This window comes from Streptomyces sp. NPDC052107 (assembly GCF_040680215.1).
GTDB lineage: Bacteria > Actinomycetota > Actinomycetes > Streptomycetales > Streptomycetaceae > Streptomyces.
In genome coordinates this window covers 1-17597 of the sequence record NZ_JBFAWG010000057.1, presented here as the reverse complement: position 1 = coordinate 17597, position 17597 = coordinate 1, and the positions used below count along the sequence as shown (strand labels likewise).

Annotated in this window: 21 protein-coding genes and 3 pseudogenes; 12 read left to right on the top strand and 12 right to left on the bottom strand. The window is 72.6% G+C overall.

The features are described 5' to 3' along the window. The first annotated feature begins 2 nt into the window (after positions 1–2). Genes AB0M27_RS35320 through hypA form a run of 6 tightly spaced genes read left to right on the top strand, consistent with a single transcriptional unit; the run spans position 3 to position 3743 of the window. A complete protein-coding gene (locus AB0M27_RS35320) occupies positions 3–1796 on the top strand; it encodes a nickel-dependent hydrogenase large subunit (protein ID WP_365728021.1) in 1794 nt (597 codons plus the stop codon). Then, the gene (locus tag AB0M27_RS35315; RefSeq protein WP_365728019.1) at positions 1789–2349 is read left to right on the top strand and encodes a NifU family protein; all 561 of its coding nucleotides are present in this window, start codon (positions 1789–1791) and stop codon (positions 2347–2349) included. The genes AB0M27_RS35320 and AB0M27_RS35315 overlap by 8 nt, the downstream gene beginning before the upstream one ends. Next, the gene (locus AB0M27_RS35310; RefSeq protein WP_365728017.1) at positions 2346–2942 is read left to right on the top strand and encodes a DUF5947 family protein; all 597 of its coding nucleotides are present in this window, start codon (positions 2346–2348) and stop codon (positions 2940–2942) included. Before AB0M27_RS35315 ends, AB0M27_RS35310 begins: the two co-directional genes overlap by 4 nt. 21 nt (positions 2943–2963) lie before the next feature. Further along, entirely contained in the window at positions 2964–3170 is a 207-nt protein-coding gene (locus tag AB0M27_RS35305; RefSeq protein ID WP_365728015.1) for a hypothetical protein, read from the top strand. Between the two features lie 59 nt (positions 3171–3229). Next, entirely contained in the window at positions 3230–3379 is a 150-nt protein-coding gene (locus tag AB0M27_RS35300; RefSeq protein ID WP_365728013.1) for a hypothetical protein, read from the top strand. A 7-nt stretch (positions 3380–3386) separates the two neighbouring features. Then, a complete protein-coding gene (hypA, locus tag AB0M27_RS35295) occupies positions 3387–3743 on the top strand; it encodes a hydrogenase maturation nickel metallochaperone HypA (RefSeq protein ID WP_365728012.1) in 357 nt (118 codons plus the stop codon). Between the two features lie 20 nt (positions 3744–3763). On the opposite strand, the gene hypE is transcribed toward hypA, so the two are convergent. The 9 genes from hypE to AB0M27_RS35250 form a co-directional block, all read right to left on the bottom strand. Next, entirely contained in the window at positions 3764–4843 is a 1080-nt protein-coding gene (hypE, locus tag AB0M27_RS35290) for a hydrogenase expression/formation protein HypE (RefSeq protein ID WP_365728010.1), read from the bottom strand. Then, the gene (hypD, locus tag AB0M27_RS35285) at positions 4836–5987 is read right to left on the bottom strand and encodes a hydrogenase formation protein HypD (protein ID WP_365728008.1); all 1152 of its coding nucleotides are present in this window, start codon (positions 5985–5987) and stop codon (positions 4836–4838) included. Before hypD ends, hypE begins: the two co-directional genes overlap by 8 nt. Then, a complete protein-coding gene (locus AB0M27_RS35280; RefSeq protein WP_365728006.1) occupies positions 5984–6274 on the bottom strand; it encodes a HypC/HybG/HupF family hydrogenase formation chaperone in 291 nt (96 codons plus the stop codon). The genes hypD and AB0M27_RS35280 overlap by 4 nt, the downstream gene beginning before the upstream one ends. Positions 6275–6277: 3 nt before the next feature. Beyond that, positions 6278–8629: a carbamoyltransferase HypF gene (gene hypF, locus AB0M27_RS35275; protein WP_365728004.1), complete on the bottom strand. Its 2352-nt coding sequence runs from the start codon at positions 8627–8629 to the stop codon at positions 6278–6280. After that, a complete protein-coding gene (gene hypB / locus AB0M27_RS35270) occupies positions 8626–9348 on the bottom strand; it encodes a hydrogenase nickel incorporation protein HypB (protein ID WP_365728002.1) in 723 nt (240 codons plus the stop codon). The genes hypF and hypB overlap by 4 nt, the downstream gene beginning before the upstream one ends. 73 nt (positions 9349–9421) lie before the next feature. Next, the gene (locus AB0M27_RS35265) at positions 9422–9985 is read right to left on the bottom strand and encodes a hydrogenase maturation protease (RefSeq protein ID WP_365728000.1); all 564 of its coding nucleotides are present in this window, start codon (positions 9983–9985) and stop codon (positions 9422–9424) included. After that, complete coding sequence (locus tag AB0M27_RS35260; protein WP_365727998.1) at positions 9985–11691, bottom strand: hydrogenase maturation protein; 1707 nt, start codon at positions 11689–11691, stop codon at positions 9985–9987. Before AB0M27_RS35260 ends, AB0M27_RS35265 begins: the two co-directional genes overlap by 1 nt. Positions 11692–11757: 66 nt before the next feature. Continuing rightward, positions 11758–12126 carry a low affinity iron permease family protein gene (locus AB0M27_RS35255; RefSeq protein WP_365727996.1) on the bottom strand — a complete coding sequence of 123 codons (369 nt, stop codon included), beginning with the start codon at positions 12124–12126 and terminating at the stop codon, positions 11758–11760. Between the two features lie 236 nt (positions 12127–12362). Further along, complete coding sequence (locus tag AB0M27_RS35250) at positions 12363–12902, bottom strand: hypothetical protein (RefSeq protein WP_365728076.1); 540 nt, start codon at positions 12900–12902, stop codon at positions 12363–12365. 218 nt (positions 12903–13120) lie between these two features. Here AB0M27_RS35250 and AB0M27_RS35245 point away from each other — a divergent pair, with 218 nt between their 5' ends. The 3 genes and pseudogenes from AB0M27_RS35245 to AB0M27_RS35235 all read left to right on the top strand — a co-directional run bounded on the left by AB0M27_RS35245 (position 13121) and on the right by AB0M27_RS35235 (position 13866). Then, on the top strand, positions 13121–13378 hold the full coding sequence (locus tag AB0M27_RS35245) for a DUF1360 domain-containing protein (protein ID WP_365727994.1): 258 nt from the start codon (positions 13121–13123) through the stop codon (positions 13376–13378). 52 nt (positions 13379–13430) lie between these two features. After that, positions 13431–13607: pseudogene (locus tag AB0M27_RS35240) on the top strand (DUF1360 domain-containing protein); the annotation flags it as partial. Between the two features lie 67 nt (positions 13608–13674). After that, positions 13675–13866 carry a hypothetical protein gene (locus tag AB0M27_RS35235; RefSeq protein ID WP_365727993.1) on the top strand — a complete coding sequence of 64 codons (192 nt, stop codon included), beginning with the start codon at positions 13675–13677 and terminating at the stop codon, positions 13864–13866. A 21-nt stretch (positions 13867–13887) separates the two neighbouring features. Here AB0M27_RS35235 and AB0M27_RS35230 read toward each other — a convergent pair. Then, positions 13888–14064 (bottom strand): annotated as a pseudogene (locus AB0M27_RS35230) (MgtC/SapB family protein); the annotation flags it as partial. 171 nt (positions 14065–14235) lie between these two features. On the opposite strand from AB0M27_RS35230, the gene AB0M27_RS35225 reads away from it, so the two are divergent. Together AB0M27_RS35225 and AB0M27_RS35220 are read left to right on the top strand one after the other, a co-directional pair. Further along, on the top strand, positions 14236–14676 hold the full coding sequence (locus tag AB0M27_RS35225; RefSeq protein WP_365727992.1) for a DUF2267 domain-containing protein: 441 nt from the start codon (positions 14236–14238) through the stop codon (positions 14674–14676). A gap of 193 nt (positions 14677–14869) precedes the next feature. Further along, positions 14870–15238, top strand: a complete 369-nt coding sequence (locus AB0M27_RS35220; protein WP_365727990.1) for an ANTAR domain-containing protein — start codon at positions 14870–14872, stop codon at positions 15236–15238. A gap of 18 nt (positions 15239–15256) precedes the next feature. Here the strand turns inward: AB0M27_RS35220 and AB0M27_RS35215 are convergent, their stop codons facing one another. Continuing rightward, positions 15257–15406, bottom strand: a complete 150-nt coding sequence (locus AB0M27_RS35215; RefSeq protein WP_365727988.1) for a hypothetical protein — start codon at positions 15404–15406, stop codon at positions 15257–15259. 421 nt (positions 15407–15827) lie between these two features. On the opposite strand from AB0M27_RS35215, the gene AB0M27_RS35210 reads away from it, so the two are divergent. After that, complete coding sequence (locus tag AB0M27_RS35210) at positions 15828–16997, top strand: AI-2E family transporter (protein WP_365727986.1); 1170 nt, start codon at positions 15828–15830, stop codon at positions 16995–16997. 36 nt (positions 16998–17033) lie between these two features. Here AB0M27_RS35210 and AB0M27_RS35205 read toward each other — a convergent pair. After that, positions 17034–17597: pseudogene (locus tag AB0M27_RS35205) on the bottom strand (transposase); the annotation flags it as partial.

The following is a 17597-nucleotide window of genomic DNA, read 5'->3' as shown; positions in this document are numbered from 1 at the left end:
AGATGACCACCACCGAGTCCCGGCCCACGGAACGCAAACCCGCCCAGCTCGTCGACATGTCCTGGGATCCGATCACCCGGATCATCGGCAACCTGGGCATCTACACGAAGATCGACTTCGCCAACCGGGAAGTCGTCGAGTGCCACAGCACCTCGTCGCTCTTCCGCGGCTATTCGGTGTTCATGAAGGGCAAGGATCCGCGTGACGCCGGGTTCATCACCTCGCGGATCTGCGGCATCTGCGGCGACAACCACACCACCTGCTCCAACTACGCCCAGCAGATGGCCTACGGCGTCAAGCCGCCCAAGCTGGCCGAGCACATCACCAACCTGGGCGAGGCGGCGGAGTACATCTTCGACCACACGATCTTCCAGGACAACCTGGTCTTCGTGGACTTCTGCGAGGCGATGGTCAAGGCCACCAACCCCGGTGTCCTGGCCCGCGCCGAGCGCACCGACGCACCGCGCGGGGACGTCCACGGATACCGGACGATCGCCGACATCATGAAGGCCTTCAACCCCTTCGAGGGCGAGGTCTACAAGGAAGCGCTGAAGGTCAGCCGGATCACCCGGGAGATGTTCTGCCTGATGGAGGGGCGGCACGTGCACCCCTCCACGATGTACCCGGGCGGCGTCGGCACGATGCCGCAGCCGAACACCTTCACCGACTACCTCAGCCGCCTGATGCGCGTCATCGACTTCATCAAGAAGGCGGTGGCGATGAACGACGACGTCTTCGACTTCTTCTACGAGGCCCTGCCCGGCTACGAGGAGGTCGGCAAACGCCGCATCCTGCTGGGCTGCTGGGGCGCCTTCCAGAACCCGGACGTCGTCGACTACCGCTACGCCACGATGAACGAGTGGGGCCGGGCGATGTACGTCACCCCGGGCATCATCGTGGACGGCAAGCTGGTCACCAACAACCTGATCGACATCAATCTCGGGCTGCGCATCATGCTGGGCAGCTCCTTCTACGAGGACTGGGTGAACGAGGATCCGTTCGTCACCCACGACCCGCTCGGCAACCCGGTCGACATGCGCCACCCGTGGAACCAGACCACGGTCCCGGTGCCGCAGAAGCGCGACTTCGACGGCAACTACAGCTGGGTGATGAGCCCGCGCTGGCACCACCCGCAGACCGGAGACCATCTCGCGCTCGACACCGGCGGCGGGCCGCTGGCCCGGCTGTGGTCCACCGCGCTCAGCGGCCTGGTCGACACGCCGTACGTCAAGGCCACCGGCGGCAGCGTCCGCATCACCCTGCCCAAGGGCGAGAAGCTGCCGGAGACGACCCTGGAGTGGCGCATCCCGAAGTGGAGCAACACCCTCGAACGGGACCGCGCCCGGCCGTACTTCATCGCCTACGCCGCCGCCATGGCCCTGCAGTTCCTGGAGGAGGCCATGGGGATGCTCAGGAACGGCGACACCAAGGTGTACGAGAACTTCGAGGTGCCGGACGAGTCGATCGGCTGCGGCTTCCACGAGGCGGTGCGCGGGGTCCTCTCCCACCATCTGGTGATCCGGGACAAGAAGATCGCCAACTACCACCCGTACCCGCCGACCCCGTGGAACGCCAGTCCTCGGGACAGCTACGGCACCCCGGGCCCGTACGAGGACGCCGTCCAGGGCCAGCCGATCTTCGAGGAGAACGGGCCCGACGACTTCAAGGGCGTCGACATCATGCGCACCGTGCGCAGCTTCGACCCCTGTCTGCCGTGTGGTGTCCACATGTACATGGGCAAGGGCAAGACCCTGACCACCGTGCACTCGCCCACGTACGGAGCGAACCATGGCTGACACCGCCCAACGGCTGCCCGACCCGGCGGTGGAGGCGCGGCTCGCCCGTCTCGACGAGGTGCTGGCCGGGCTGGAGTCCGCTCCGGGCCCGGCGCTGGAGGCGGTGCGGCTGCTGACCGAGGTCTACGGCGAGGCCCTCGCCCGGGTGCTGGACCACGCGGACGAGGGGCTGCGGGAGCGGCTCGCCGGCGACGAGCTGCTCGGGCATCTCCTGGTGCTGCACGACGTCCATCCGGAGTCCCCGGAGCGCAGGGCCGCCCGCGCGGTGGAGAAGCTGCGGCCGGCGGTGCGCGAGCGCGGCGGCGACCTGGAGTGGGCCGGCGTCGACGGGCGGGTGGCCCGGGTGCGGCTGTCCTCCGGCGGCGGCTGCGGTTCCGGGTGTGGCGGGGGCTCGTCGGAGGTCACCGAGGCGGTCCGGGCAGCGGTGCTGGCCGTCGCTCCCGAGCTGACCTCGGTGGAGACGGTGCCGGACGCCGCCGAGCGGAAGCCGGCACCCGCGTTCGTACCGCTGAGCACGATCAAGCGACGGGCCGTGCCCGAGGAGGCGCGGTGAGGATGGACGGAGCACTCGCCCGGGTCATCCGCTCCACGGCCGACCGCGCGGCGACGGCCGAGGCCGAGGTCTGCGAGCTGTGCGCCGCCCGTCTGGCCGTCGAACATCCCCACCTGTACGACACGGATGCCGCCGAGGTGCGGTGCGTGTGCGGCCCCTGCTCGGTGCTGTTCGCCGACGACGGGGCGGGCGAGGGCCGCTACCGGCTCGTGCCCCGGCGCCGGATGCGGCTGCCCCCGGTCGACACGGCGGTGCTCGGCGTCCCGGTGGGTCTGGTGTTCTTCGTGCCGCGCTCCGACGGAACGGTCACCGCGCAGGGGCCGAGCCCGGCCGGGGCCATGCGATGGGAGGTGGATGCCGCGGCCTGGCAGCGGCTGGCCACCACGGTTCCGCGGCTCGCCGCCATGGCACCCGATGTGGAGGCGCTGCTGGTGAACACCGTGCGCGGTCTCGACGAGCACTGGATCGTGCCGGTCGACGACTGCTACCGGATGATCGCCCTGGTCCGCCGCGAGTGGCGGGGCCTCTCCGGTGGCGGCCGGGTCTGGCCGGCCGTAGAACAGTTCTTCAGGGAGCTGACCGAACGGTCCTGAGGACCCGGAAGGAGAACCGACATGGGCAGCATTCGAGTGGGCCGCCCCCAGGCGAAGCCCGACACACCGAGCCACGTGCGCGGGCTGCACCAGGGCAACAAGGGCCCGTACAAGGACCAGACCGGACACCACAAGGACGGCAGCTCCGACGCGCGCCGCTCCACCGGTATCCACTGGAAGCGGCATGACGCCCTGGTGCAGGACATGCCGAACATCTCGCCCGGATGAGACAGCAGAAAGAGAGCGCCGTGAAAGTTGCCATGAGAAGAAGGACCACGCGGTCCGGCATGTCCGGACGTCAGCTGCTCGTCGTGCAGGCGGCCATGATCGGTGGCCTGGTCATGACCCTGTTCGTCAAGGAACTCCCGGGAATCGTACGCGAGTTGCGCATCTACCGGATGACCGGTGGCATGCGGGCCAACCGCCGGTACCCCTGAGCCGGCCGTGCACGAGCTGTCGATCGCGACCGCGATCGTGGAGCAGGCCGGCGAACTCGCCCGCGCGGACGGCGCGGACGCCGTCTCGGCGGTGACCGTCCGCGTGGGCGAGCTGGCCGGTGTCGTGCCCGACGCGCTGCACTTCGCCTTCGAGGTGGCCCGGGAGGGTACGGCGCTGGCGACGGCCGAGCTGGTCGTCGAGCAGGTCACGGCACACGCCTACTGCGCGCCGTGCGCCGAGGAGTTCGCGGTGGGCATGCCGCCGTTCTTCTGGTGCCCGCGCTGCGACCGGCCCTCGCAGGAGCTGCGCAGCGGGAGGGAGTTGGAGATCACTCAGGTCGAACCGGACCCGGCCCCGCGCTGACGGCGGGGCCGGGAGTCCGCTCAGCAGATGCGGGGCAACTGCTCCCCCAACGGCAGGTCCACCACCCGGGTGCCGCCGAGGCCGGTGGCGACGACGACCATGCCCGGGTGCTCCGCCACGCACTCGCCGATGAGGGCGGCACCGGTGCCCTGCGGATGTGCCCGCATCACCGCCAGGACGGCCTCCGCGTGTTCCGGGGGCACGAAGGCGACCAGTCGGCCCTCGTTGGCGACGTACAGCGGGTCCAGACCGAGGAAGCCACAGGCGTTCGCCACCTCGTCCGGGACCGGGATGGCACGCTCGTGCAGCCGCACTCCGGTGCCGGAGGCGCGGGCGATCTCGTTCAGGGACGCGCCGAGTCCGCCCCGGGTCGGGTCGCGCAGGGCATGGATGTCCTTCGTGACCGTCAGCATGGTCGCCACGAGGTCCGCCAGGGGCGCGGTGTCCGAGGCGATCTCGACGCCGAACTCCAGGCCCTCGCGCACGCTCATGACGGCCACGCCGTGCAGTCCGATCGGGCCGCTGACGATGACGGCGTCGCCGGGCCGGGCGCGCTGCGGGCGGATGTCGACGCCGTCGGGGACGAGGCCGATGCCGGCGGTGGTGACGTAGACGCCGTCGCCGTGTCCGGACTCCACGACCTTGGTGTCGCCGGTGGCGACGGTGACGCCCGCGGCCTCGGCCGCCGCGCCGATGGCCCGCGCGATCCGGCCGACGACGTCCAGTTCCACGCCTTCCTCCAGCACGAAGGCCGTGGACAGATAGGCGGGCCGGGCGCCGCTCATCGCCAGGTCGTTCACCGTGCCGTTGACGGCGAGGTCGCCGAGGCTGCCACCGGGGAAGAACAGCGGCCGTACGACGTAGGAGTCGGTGGAGAAGGCCAGCCGGGCGCCGCCCAGGTCGAGGACGGCAGAGTCGGTGAGAGCGGCCAGGGTGGGGTTGCCGTAGGCGGGGGCGAAGACCTGCTCGATCAGCTCGGCGGACAGGGCGCCGCCTCCGCCGTGCCCCATGACGACGACCGGCTGGTCACGCAGGGGTGCGGGGCAGGTCCAGTCGGCGGGGTCGACGACCGCCGCCTCGGGTGTGGCGAGGTCAGCCAACGGGGTTCATCTCCTCCTGCGAGACCTGCGGGATACGCGACCCTTGCGTCGTCGGGGTGTTCATGCGGCGGTACAGGTAGTAGGCCGCGCAGGCGCCCTCGCTGGAGACCATGGTGGCGCCGAGCGGGGTGCGCGGGGTGCAGGCCTTCCCGAACGCCTCGCACTCGGTGGGCTTGATCAGCCCCTGCAGCACCTCGCCGGCGCGGCACACGGCGGGCTCCTCGGTGCGGATGCCGGCGACGTCGAAGCGGTGTTCGGCGTCGTAGGCGCGGTAGGCGTCGGACAGCCGCCAGCCGCTGGCGGGGATGCGTCCGATGCCGCGCCAGTTGCGGTCGGTGACCTCGAAGACCTCCTCCAGCATGCGCAGGGCCGCCGGATTGCCCTGCTCGCGCACGGCGCGCTGGTAGGCGTTCTCCACCCGGTGCTCGCCGCGCTCCAGTTGGTGGACGGCACGGCGGATGCCCTCGAGGATGTCCAGCGGCTCGAAGCCGGTGACGACGATGGGTACGCGGTGCTTCTCGGCGAGGTCGGGGTACTCGGCGGTGCCCATCACGCTGCACACGTGACCGGCGGCCAGGAAGCCCTGGACCCGGCATTCCGGTGCCGTCATGATGGCCTCGATCGCGGGTGGGACCCGGACGTGGGAGACCAGCAGGCTGAAGTTGGCGATGCCCAGGCGGCGGGCCTGGTGGACGGCCATGGCGTTGGCCGGGGCGGTCGTCTCGAAGCCGATGGCGAAGAACACGACCTGGCGGTCCGGGTTCTTGCGGGCGACGTCGAGGGCGTCCAGCGGTGAGTACACCACGCGTACGTCACCTCCCTCGCCCTTGACCCGGAACAGGTCCCGGTCGGTGCCGGGCACGCGCAGCATGTCTCCGAAGGAACAGAAGACCACCTCGGGACGGGCGGCGATCTCCAGGGCCTTGTCGATGACGTCGAACGGCGTGACGCAGACCGGGCAGCCGGGGCCGTGAATCAACTCCACCTGCTCCGGGAGCAGTTGGTCGATGCCGTGGCGGATGATGGAGTGGGTCTGCCCGCCGCAGACCTCCATCAGAGCCCAGGGCCGGGTGACCGTGGCGCTGATCTCGTCCAGCAGCCGGCGCGCCAGATCGGGGTCGTTGAACTCTTCGATGTACTTCACCGGGCCTCACTCCCGCTCTCCTGCCGGGCCGCCTGCTCCCAGGCGTCCCCGAACTCCTCGTCCAACAGGCCCAGTTGCTCGAACAGCTCCAGGGACGCCCGGGCCGACTCCTCGTCCAGGCGCTGCAGGGCGAAGCCGACGTGGACGATGACGTACTCCCCCACCCGGACATCGGGCAGGTACTCGAGACACGCCTGTTTGCGCACTCCGCCGAAGTCGATCAGCCCGGTCAGGGGGTCGGCGCTCCGGTCGATGGACACGACCTTGCCGGGCACTGCCAGACACATGGGTCACTCCGTCTCGTGGTTGGTTGCTGTTCCCGCGACCATGAGCTGACCGAGCGCCAACCCTCCGTCGTTCGGGGGTACTTCGCCGTGCCGGAGCACCGTGAAGCCGTCCTGGGCCAGCAGTGCGGTGCACTCCCCCTCCAGCAGGGCGTTGGCGAAGACGCCTCCGGTGAGGGCGACCGTGGTCAGCCCGGTCTCCGCGCGGGCGCGGCGACAGATCTCGGCGACGGCCCGTGCGACACCCCGGTGGAAGCGGGCCGCGAGGACCGGTGCGGGGGTGCCGCGCCGCTGATCCGCGAGCAGCGCCCTGAGCATCGGCGCGGGGTCGCAGGCGAGGACGCCCGTACCGGTGACGTCGAAGGGGTACGCCCCCGAGTCCGCGTCCCCGGCCTCCAGCGCCGCCGCCTCCAGTTCCATCGCGGCCTGCGCCTCGTATCCCGCCCGGTGGCACACTCCCGCCAGCGACGACACCGCGTCGAAGAGCCGCCCCATGCTGGACGTCGGCACACAGGCCACCTGACGGTCCAACTGCCGCTTCAGCGTGGCGAGTTCCACGTCGGAGCAGGCGGTGACGCTCGGCACGTCCGGGGCCCAGGGCAGCCCGGCCGCCCACAGCCGGGCCAGCGCCAGCCGGCAGGGGTTGGCCACACCGGCGTCTGCACCGGGCAGCAAGGCCGGGGAGAGGTGGGCGAAGCGCCGGTAGCCGGTGTAACCGGCGAGCAGGATCTCGCCGCCCCACACGGTGCCGTCGTCGCCGTACCCGGTGCCGTCGAACGCGACTCCGATCACCGGCGTGGTGCCCTCCAGCCCGTGTTCGGCCATCGCGGAGGCGATGTGGGCGTGGTGGTGCTGGACCAGCCGCAGCAAGCCGCCCGCGAGTCGGGAGGCACGGTGGCGGGCCCGGCGGGTCGAGTGGTAGCCGGGGTGCCGGTCGGCCGCGACCACGGCCGGGGTGACTCCGGTCAGGCGGGTCAGGTGCCGCTCGGCGCGCTCGGCCGCCTCCAGGGTGGCCAGCTCGCCCATGTCGCCGATGTGCGGCCCGAACCACGCCTGGTCGCCCTCGCCCAGGCACAGGACGTTCTTCAGGTCGCCGCCGACCGCGAGCACGGGCGGTACGGGCACCGGGAGCCGCACGGGGCGGGGGACGTAGCCGCGGGACCGTCTGAGGACCTGTTCGGTGCCGTCCGGGCGGACCCTCAGCAGGGAGTCGTCGCACGGCGAGGCGATGGGCCGGTCGTGGCCGAGCCAGGCGTCGGCGAGACCGGCGAGCCGGGTCAGGGCCTCGGCGTCGTCGGTGACGATGGGTTCGCCGGAGCGGTTGCCGCTGGTCATCACCAGCACCCGGGGGCCGGGCGGATCGCCGGGCAGTCCGAACAGCAGGGTGTGGACCGGGGTATAGGGCAGCATCACGCCCACGTACGGGCTGCCCGGGCAGACCTGGTCGGCGAGGCGGAGGCCGTCCGGCGCAGTTCGCCCGCGCAGCAGGACGATGGGGCGGCGGGCGCTGGTGAGCGCGGCCCGTTCGGCAGCGGAGAGGACCACGATCCGCTCGGCGGTGGCGACATCGGCGCACATCACCGCGAAGGCCTTGCCGCCGCGTTCCTTGCGGTCGCGCAGGGCGGCCACGGCCCGGTCGTCGGTGGCGTCGCAGGCCAGGTGGTAGCCGCCGACGCCCTTGACGGCGACGATCCGCCCGGCGGCCAGCAGCGCCCGTGCCGTGGCGAGGGCATGCGGGTCCCGGGCCGGGCGGAGGCCGCCGAGGGCCGGGATCAGGGTGAGCCGCGGCCCGCAGTCGGGGCAGGCGACCGGCTGGGCGTGGAAGCGCCGGTCGGCGGGGGCGCCGTACTCGTGGGCGCAGGTGGGGCACATCGGGAAGCCGGCCATGGTCGTGGCCGCCCGGTCGTAGGGCATCCCGGTGGCGATGGTGAAGCGGGGGCCGCAGTGGGTGCAGGTGACGAACGGGTGCCGGTGCCGGCGGTCAGCCGCATCGGCCAGTTCACGCAGGCAGTCGGCGCAGGTCGCGGTGTCGGGCGGCAGCTGGGTGCGGCCGCTGGCCCGCTCGGTGGAGCGGATGGTGAAGGAGCCGGCGTCGCCGGTGGGGGGCAGGTCCTCACCGGCGATGCCGCTGACGGTGGCCAGGGGCGGCGGCTGTTCGGCCAGCGCGGCGCAGAAGCGGTCGACCTCGTCCGCCGGGCCCTCGACCTCGACGATCACGCCGTCGCCGGTGTTGCCGACGAATCCGGCGAGGCCGAGGCCGGCGGCCAGGCGGTGCACGTACGGCCGGAAGCCGACTCCCTGCACGGTGCCGCGCACCGTGAGCCGACGGCGGACCAGGCCGGTCGCCGGGGCCGTCATACGGCGGGGGCGGGCGCGGTGTGGTGGTGGCCGTGCGGGTGCGGCGCGAGCGGTGGCTGGTGAGGGACGCCGTGCCGGGCGGCCAGGGCGCGGTCCAGGAGGGTGCCCACACCGACGCCGGTGCGGGCACAGGACCGTACGATCTCCACGCCCGGGTTGACCCGGTGCACGTTCGCCCGGAAGGCGGTCTCGTCGAAGCCGGCCGGCTCGGCGAGGTCCGTCTTGGTGATCACGACGAGATGGGCGGAGCCGAACGCGGTCGGGTACTTCAGCGGCTTGTCCTCGCCCTCGGTGACCGCCATCAGCACGACCCGCAGGGTTTCGCCCAGGTCGTACGCGGCCGGGCAGACGAGGTTGCCGACGTTCTCCACGAAGAGCACGGAGGTGTCCGCGGGCAGCCAGCCCGCCAGCCGGGCCCGCACCTGACGGGCCTCCAGGTGGCACAGCCCGTCGGTCAGCAACTGCTGGACGGGGGCGCCGGACCGGGCGAGCCGGACGGCGTCGTTCTCGGTGGCCAGGTCCGCGGTCAGCGCCGCCACCGACACCCCCCGCTGCACCGCGCGGGCCAGGACCCGGCCGAGGAGTTCGGTCTTGCCGCTGCCGGGGCTGGAGAGCAGGTTCACGACGGTCACGCCCTGCCGGGCGAGATCGCCGCGCAGCTCCGCGGCCAGGTCGTCGTTCTTCGCCAGGACTGCCTGCTTGACGTCGGACCGGCACATGGGCGCTGCTCCTCGGATACGGCGGTGGAGCCCGGTCCGCGTCCTTGCGGCCCGGGCTCCACCGATCTTCCGCTCAGCCGCCCGCCGTGCCGGGCAGCGCAGCCGGGCGGGGGGGCCCGGATTCCACCGGGCGGCCCAACGGGGGCGTCGGCGCGCCGGGGTCGGCGAGCAGGGCCGGGATCAGGGTGTGCAGGGCGTCCACGGCCCGGCCGACGGCTTCCCGGACCGGTTCGCTGAGTCCCGGCAGGAGGTCCTCGTCGCCGGTCGGCAGCAGCTCGGGCTCGCAGGCGAGGACGAGGACACGGGGCAGGGGCTCCTCGCCGAGGTGCGTGGCGAGGGCGAGCACCTTCACCGGGTCCATGCCGTGGGCCTCGGGCACGACGCCGCCGTCGGGCGGTTCGGCCTCGATCAGGGAGAGGGTGCCCGGGTGGTGACCGCGCCGCGCGGTGTCCACCAGGACCGCGGTGTCGTACCCGTCGAGCAGGTCGTACGCGAGGTCCATGCCGCGGATGCCGTAGTCGTGGACCCGCACCACGGGCGGCAGCGGGCGCCGGCCGAGGGCGCGGATCACCTCGGGGCCGAAGGCGTCGTCGGCGAGGAAGATGTTGCCGACGCCCGCCACCAGCAGCCGCGGCATCACCGGACGGCTCCGGCGGGCACGGCCAGGGGCCGGGGTGAGCCGGACGGCGTCTTGCGGACGAAGGCGGAGCGCAGGGCGTGGTAGGGGGCCTCGGGGTCGTGGAAGATGGTGTGCATCCGGGCCAGTTCGGCCTCGCGGTAGCCGGCCAGCGGGCGTTCATGGTCCTTTGCGGCGCGGGCGGACTTGGCGGCGATCCGCACGTCCAGGAAGGGTGAGGAGGCGAGTTCGGCAGCCAACTGCCGGACCGCGGCCGGAAATTCGCCGGGCGCTGCCGGTACGAGTCGGTCCACGAGCCTCAGCCGCTCGGCGGACGCGGCGCTGACGGGCAGAGCCTCCGTGGTCAGCCGGTGGGCGGCTTCCTCACCGACGCGACGCGGCAGGGTGTACGTCCAGAACTCCGAGCCGTACAGGCCCATGCGCCGGTAGTGCGGGTTGAGGACGACGCCGGTACGGCACCACACCTCGTCGGCGGCGAGGGCGAGCATGGCGCCGCCGGCCGCCGCGTTGCCGGCGAGCGCGGCCACGACCAGCCGGTCGTCGGTGCGCAGCACGGCCTCGACCAGGTCGTCCATGGCGTTGAGGTTGATCCACGACTCCCGGGCCGGGTCGGGGGCCGCCTCGATGACGTTCAGATGGATGCCGTTGGAGAAGAAGTCGCGGTCCCCGCCGAGTACGAGGACGCGAGTGGGCCGGGCGAGCGCGTGCTCGTAGGCGGCGAGCAGCCGGCGGCACTGGTCGGTGCTCATCGCGCCACCCGGGAAGGAGAAGCCGAGGAAGCCGATGTCGCCACGCTGCCGGTAGCGGACGTCGGTCCAGGTCCGCCGGTCGGACGGCAGCTCCAACGGCACGGCGGCTTCCGGGAGTTCGAGGGAGGGCTGCCAGGCGGCGAGCACGGAGGCGGCCGGGCGGCGGAAGGGCGCCGGGTCGCCGGAGTTCCTGCGGGGGCGGAGTTCCGGGATCCAGACCGCGCCGTCACGGGTGGCCCGGCAGACGGCGCCCGCCCGCTGCGCGAGGAGTTCGCCGGGACGGCCGCGCAGCCGGTCCTCGGGGTGCCCGCCGTGCAGGAACACCTCCCGGCCGAGGAGTTCGTCCGGAACGCCCGGCTGCGAGTCGGCGCCGCGGAGTTTGCACAGAACCGTTTCGGTGTCGTCCCGCTCCCAGTCGATGCGGCGCCGCTGCTGCCGGAAGGCGTCGCGCCAGACCACGCCGACCGAGCCGTCGGACTGCGGCCGGGGTTTGTAGGCGCCTTCGGCGTAGCGCTGTACGGCGGTGAGGACCGCGGTGACGGCGGCGTCGGAGGCCTCGTTGCGGTAAAGGTCGCTCTTGCCGACGGGCGGTACCGGGAACGACTCCGCAGCCCAGATGGCGCCCGCGTCCATCGCCGCCTCGGCCTGCAGGACCGTCACGCCCCACTCCCACGCCCCCTCGGCGATGGCCCAGTCCAGCGAGGACGGGCCACGGTCACCGGGCGGACCCGGATGCACGATCAGGCAGGTGTGTTCGCGCCACACGTCCTCGGGCAGCGCCGTCCTGAGCATCGGTGCGATGACCAGGTCCGGCCGCAGCTCCCGGACGGCGTCCCGGACGGGTTCGGTGCCCTGTGAGGCGAGGACGACGTCCACGTGGTGCCCGTGGTCCGTCAGTTCGGCGTACACGCGCTGGGTGAGGCTGTTGAACGCGCTGGCGACGAGCAAAATGTCCATGACACTGCATCGTCGTCCCTCGCAGAGGTGCCGTGAAGCACCGCCGCGCCCTTTTGTCCGCCTCCGTCAGGTCTCTTCCTCCATCCGGATCGCGTTCCGCAGTTCCTCGAAGGCCCGGCTCCCGTCCCCGGCGTGGGCCTCCAGCAGCGCAGCGGCGATCGCGTCGAGTTTGCGCTGGACCGCGTGCTCGGCCCGCATCTCGGCGTTCTTCAGCAGGGCGACGAGCAGCAGGGTGACCGCGGTCATGGACTCGCCCGCCAGCAGGAGCAGTTCGAGCCGCAGGTGCGCGACGTGCGCGGCGACGAAGAAGCCTACGAGGAGCAGGCAGAAGAGGAAGAACAACGGCGAGCTGGTGAAGTTGGAGGCGTACTCCGCGAACTGCTCGAACCGGCCGCGGCCCGTCCCGCCGCGTTGCACGGGATTCTTGAAGGCCATGGCCGAGCCTCACCCCGGTGTGGGCAGGACCGGCCCACGGGCCGCCGGGCCGTCGTCCGACGATCTCGACCACGGCCCGGCTGGGGCATGGGCCGCCATGCCGTCGACTCGCACGCGCATCGCCTTCTCCTCCCTGCCGGCGCCCGGAGCCGGCCGCCCGTGCGCAGACCCCGGATCAGCTCCGCAGTACCCCCGCGGGGGCATACGACACCGGGCCTGTCCGGCGGATCGCGAGCTCAGGCGGCGAGAGTGCGGCCCGGTCCGAGCCGGTCCAGGAGCTGGTCGAGGTGGAGCTCGGCCACGGGGGCGAGGAGGTCTGGGTGCCGCAGCAGGGCGGCGGCGCGCCGGTCGCCGTCGTCCGGGGCGAGCAGGCGCCGGAACTCGGCCGGCGAACCCGGGCCGTGCTCCCCTTCGGCGAGTGCGGCGACCGCCAGGCCTGCCAGTTCGGGATCGGTGAGCAGGCCGGCCGCCCAGCTGGCCACGACCTCGTCCACCCAGGTCCGCCAGGCCCAGTCCTCGTAGTCCTCCGCCGAGCCCTCCTCGCCGGTGCGCTCGGCACCCGTGACCCAGTCCAGCCGGGCGGCGCCGCCGGGGCCGGCCATCGTGACCAGTGCCGCGTCGGTCTCGGTCGGGTAGCGCAGCCACGCGGCGACGGTCACCGCCTGCCGGGCCTGCGCCTCGCACAGCGCGGAGGCCAGCGCGCCGCCGCTCGACGGATAGGCGACCGTCAGCCAGCGCGACGTCGCTGCGATGAGAGGGGACAGATCAGTGAGCACAGCCGGGCCGTCCGGGTAGCGAAAGGGGAACAGGGGATCGACGCAACGGTAGCCGGACACCGGGCAGGACAGGGAGGGTGTGCGAACCAGGTCATATGTGGCATCCCCCACGCCGGCCGTCCACGCCGCGCGGCCCCGCCGCCCCTTGGCCGCGTGTCGCCCCCGACCCCGGGGAACTCGTTGCTGGCCACGGCAGCACACGCACCGGAGGTCAGGGCATGGCGGACGCAGGGCAGTACGACGACCAGGGCGACGTCCCTCTCGCCGGGTACGCCGTTCTCGCCTCCGTCTTCACGGCGAGCGCCGGGGCGTACGCGGTGCTGGCCCGCCGCCGGGGTGTCCGCCTGCCGCAGGAGTTTCCGCCGTGGGACGTCGTGCTGCTGGACGCGACGACGTACAAGGTGTCCAGGCTGCTGGCCAGGGACAAGATCACGAGCTTTCCGCGGGCGCCGTTCACCCGCAGCGGACGAGGGTGAGGCGAGCGAGGTCGTCGAAGAACCGCGCGGCGACGGGCTCCGGCGAGCCGTCGGTGACCTGCTTTCCTGCCCGTTCCGTACCTCCGCCTGGACCGCCGGCGCCCTGGTGTGCAACTACGCGGCCGCACCCCGGCTCACCCGCCTGGTCTGCGGTGGTCTCGGCGCGCTGACGGTCGCGGACTGCCTGCAGTACGCCTGGACGTGGACCCGGCAGAACGCGGAGAGCTGAGCCGGCGGCGCGGGCCGGACGGCTGAACCCGCTGTTCGTCGTCCGCGGCGGCGCTCACCTCCACGTCGTGCACGCCCTCGTCGTGGAACAGCCCCGCCGCCGGCCACGTCGGGTCCTCGGCGCCCTCCAGTTCCAGCAGCACGCGGGCCGCGTCGTCCGTGCGGCCGGGCAGCCGTTCACCGTGACCCGCGTGATCCGCAAGCCGCGCCGCGTGCGGGTCTGCTTCAGCCGCGGCAGCAGCGCCGACCCCGTGCGGTAGGTCAGGCATGCCTCGAACATCTCGCCGTACGAAGATCAGGCCGCCGCCGATGAAGCCGATGCCGGAGACGATCTGTGCCGCGACACGCAAAGGGTCGAAGGAGACGTTCTGCAACCCGAGCATCGCGGTGAACCCGTGCTGGGACACCTCCGTCATCAGCGTGCCGGCGACACCGCCCAGGGTGTGCTTGTGCAGTCCGGCGCTCTTTTGGGGCCGGGTACCGGCCGCGGCGACCGGGGTACTCGGCCGGGGCCGTAGAAGGCCCGGCCGACTCCGGTGACGGCGCCGTCGGCCGGGAGCGGGCCGCTGCCCGGCCCGCGGCGAGGGGGCATGGCACCGTCAGGACTTCGTGAGGAAGGAACCGGCCTCATGCACCACGACGAGATGATCGGAAAGGTGCAGGCGCTGGCCCAACTGCCGGACCGGGGTTCGGCCGAACGGGCCGCGCACGCCGTCGTCAGCACGCTGTCGGAGCGGCTGCCGTCCGGGCTGGCCCGGCACGTGGCCGCACAGCTGCCGCCGGACATGGCGGCGGCGATGCGGGAGGCGGCCGACGCGTCGGCCGGGGCAGACTCCGGCGTGTCGGGCGAGCGGTTCGGGCTGACGGTCTTCGCCGGACGCATCGCCGACCGGGCGGGCACCGACGAGGACACGGCCCTGCGGGACGCCGCCGCGGTGATGGAGGTGCTCGACGCCGCGCTGGCCCCGGAGCTGACCGAGCGGATGGCCGGCGCCCTGCCCGCCGACATCCGCGACCTGCTGCCGGTGGGCCGGGCGGCCGAGAGCGGCCGCATCGGCCGGGAGGGATGAAAGCGCGCCGGCCGGGCCGGAATCCCAAGCACCCGAGCGGCGCGGCAGGGCCGGGTCCGGCGCACGGATGTTCACGCCCCGCGGCATGGACCAAGCGGCGTGACGGTGCCCCGCGCCGCTGGTTCAATTGGTGTGCAAGCGCCCATCGAGGGCAGCCGTGGCAGTGACGCTTCCGACCCCGCAAAGGTGCTCCATGGCCTTCTTCGCTCTCTCCCGGCAGCAGCCGCTGGTCCTGCTCTCCTCGACCGAGCTCGCCGCGGAGTACGACCGGCTGGTGAACGAGAACGAGCAGTTGCAGCGCGCCGTGTCCTCGCACGCGGTGATCGACCAGGCCATCGGAGCCGTGGTCGTCGTCGGACAGATCGCCCCGGAAGAGGCCTGGCGGGCGCTCAGGGACGTCTCCCAGCGCACCAACACCAAACTGCGGAGGGTCGCCGAGCACATCCTGGACTACGTGCAGGGCGGCACCCTTCCCGAACCAGAGCGGATCGAGCTCGGCAAGGCGATCCTCCGCTACCGGCGGTGCGCCGGCCTGGACGACGGCACGGCGACGGGCCGATAAGAGCCTGCCGGCAACGGATCAGCGGCGGCCCGCCCTCAGACGACGGTGCCGACGGGGCTTGGTGCGGCGGGCCGTCGGGGGACGCAGGATCCATCGGTCCTCGACCTGGTCGAGGCCGAACAACAGGATCGTGAGGACGGGAAGCAGCAGAACAGCGACAGTGATCACTGGCTGATCCCTTCTGCCGACGACGCCCTCCGGGTGCCCCGCCCCTGCCGGGCCATCCGCGGCGGTTGTGAATGTCCTGTGAGCGCGTACTGACGGCGCCGGCCGACCACGGAGATCTGTGGTGTGAGCGCGCAGGTGGGGCCGCCGTGTCGAGCGGGTGTTCGTAGGAAGGACATGTGGAGGCGGGGATCGGCAGGGAGGCGGCGGCCAAGGGTGCCGCGCCGTCGGGCAGCCGGGCACGCCGCTCGCGGAGACCGTCCCGCTCCTCGGCCACGCGTACGACGACGATCCGGCCGCGAAACGTCCCCGTCCGGGGGAACCCGCGCGCGGGCGCGTTGCACGCGCCCCTCTCGCGACGTCCGCTTACGGTTCTCTACAAGTGACCGACCGTCATCAAGGGTGACGGAGAGGAGCCGGAGCGGTGGTGGGCGATGCGCGTCGGCGGGCGGCCGGGCCGGACGGCCGGCGCCGCGGGGGGCGGGTGCTGGGCAGCCGGCCGGCGTACACCGTGCGGCTCCCGGCCGTCCCGCGCACCGAGCCGGTGCCGGCGGCCGAGCGGACGGTGCCGTGGCTGCGGGTCGGGGCGGCCTACGCCTGGCGGCTCATCCTCGTCGGGGTCGTCGTCTACGGCGTCTTCAGCATTCTCGGCAGCTTCCAGCTCATCGCCGTGGCCCTGTTCCTCGCGCTGGTCGTCACCTCCGTGCTGCGGCCGCTGACGGACCTGCTCAACCGATTCCTGCCGCGGCCGCTGTCCGTCGCCGTGGCGCTGCTGGGCAGCATCCTGCTCCTGCTGGCCCTGCTCGCCCTGGTGGGCAACGCCGTGGCGGGCGAGTCGGCCAGGCTGGCGGGCGAGTTCCAGGGCGGGGTGCACCGCATCGAGCAATGGCTCCAGCGGCCGCCGTTCCGGCTGAGTCCTAGACGGCTGTCCGAGCTGGAGAACCAGGTGACGCATTATCTGGCCGCACACCGGTCCAGCCTGCTCAGCCGTGCCGTCAGCGGGCTGAGCCGGCTGGTCGAGCTGGTCACCGGGGGCGCGCTCGCGCTGTTCGCCTCGGCGTTCTTCATCCACTCCGGCGAGCGCCTGTGGCGCTGGGTGCGCGACCAGCTGTTGCCGATCGGCGCCCGTCCTGCGTGGGACCGGGCGGGGTGGGCCGCCTGGCGGGCCTTCGCCGGGTACACCCGCGGCATCATCATCGTGGCCGCGACCAACGCCGTGCTCGTCGGTGTCGCACTGCTCGTGCTGCGCGTGCCGCTCGCGCTGCCGCTGACGCTGCTGGAGTTCTTCGCCGCGTTCGTGCCACTGGTGGGCTCGCCGGTCGCGCTCGCCGTCGCCACCGTCGTCGCGCTGGCCGGGCGGGGGCCGCTGACGGCTCTGGCCGTGCTGGCCCTGATCGTCGTCATCGGCCAGCTGGAGGGGCACGTGCTGCATCCTCTGGTGATGAGCTGGGCGGTACGGCTGCATCCGCTCGTCGTCGCGGTGTCGGTGATCGCCGGCAGCATCATCGCCGGGGTGATCGGTGCCGTCGTGGCCGTGCCGCTGGTGTCGGTGGTCTGGGCGGTGCTGCGCGCCCTGCGTGCGGTGCCGCCGTGACCCCGGGCCACCATCGACTGCCTTGAGCGTCTCTAATCAGCTAAGCGATCCCATGCGAACCGTAGGGTCCGGTGCGGGTTCTTCCCACCTGGGCGGGGCAGCGTGAGCGTGGAGATGGAATCCCGCGCCCAGTGCTGCTCCGCGTGGCCGGTGTCGGCGGGTGGTGGGTGTGCTGATCGTGGTCACGTCCTGGTGCCGGTGGGCAGCGCGGGGCAGCCGGGTCCGGCCCGTTGGTGCGTGTCCCTCCGGACGCTGGCCGGCCGGGCCGCTGGGCCTGACTGGGGAGGGAACCTCACGTCGCCTGGGCGTGAGGCGGTTGGTTCGCGGCCGGGTGGGACCGGTCTTGGACCGGTCCGTCCGGCTGGTCTTCGGGGTGGCCGTGATGACGGCCTTGGCCTCCATCGTGTCCACCACGGTGCGGATCACCATGGTGCCGCTGACGCGGTCTACGACGGTCTTGGTCTGGTGGGCGAGGCCGCGTGCGGCGATCCGCCGCCAGGCTCCTTGGTCGCGGTCTGCCTGCCAGCCGCACTGCTGGTTGGGGCAGATGGCCCACTTCCAGCCCGGCACGGTGGGCCGGTCGGGGGCCTTGCGGTGCCG